We start from the raw sequence: 245 nt of genomic DNA, 5'->3' as shown, positions 1-245 counted from the left end.
CAGGGTTCATTGCCAAGGTCCAGCCGGGTGTGCACGTTGGTCACGTTCCATTGGTCGCCCGACTTCAGGGACTTCAGCTCTTCCCATGCGACCGGCACCGAGATGCCCAGGCCCGGACGCACCCGCGCGGCCCAGGCGCAGACCGTGGTGGCGCCCTGCCCGTTCCTCAGGTAGTCGATGAAGATCTTGACGACCCGGTTCTTGGCGCCGCTCTTGAAGGCGAAGCGGTCCGGCAGGGTCGAGGC

1 protein-coding gene is annotated in these 245 nt (G+C 66.5%); it reads right to left on the bottom strand.

The genetic code is table 11. The features are described from left to right. Nucleotides 1-245, bottom strand: a 245-nt coding sequence (locus KVT32_RS31100; RefSeq protein WP_217619533.1) for a hypothetical protein, incomplete at both ends; no start/stop codon positions are given.

The sequence above is a fragment of the Achromobacter sp. GbtcB20 genome, assembly GCF_019091095.1.
In the GTDB taxonomy this organism is placed as follows: Bacteria; Pseudomonadota; Gammaproteobacteria; order Burkholderiales; family Burkholderiaceae_B; genus Achromobacter; species Achromobacter mucicolens.
The sequence above is the reverse complement of the archived record's forward strand: the minus strand, read 5'-3'. Positions and strand labels throughout refer to the sequence as shown.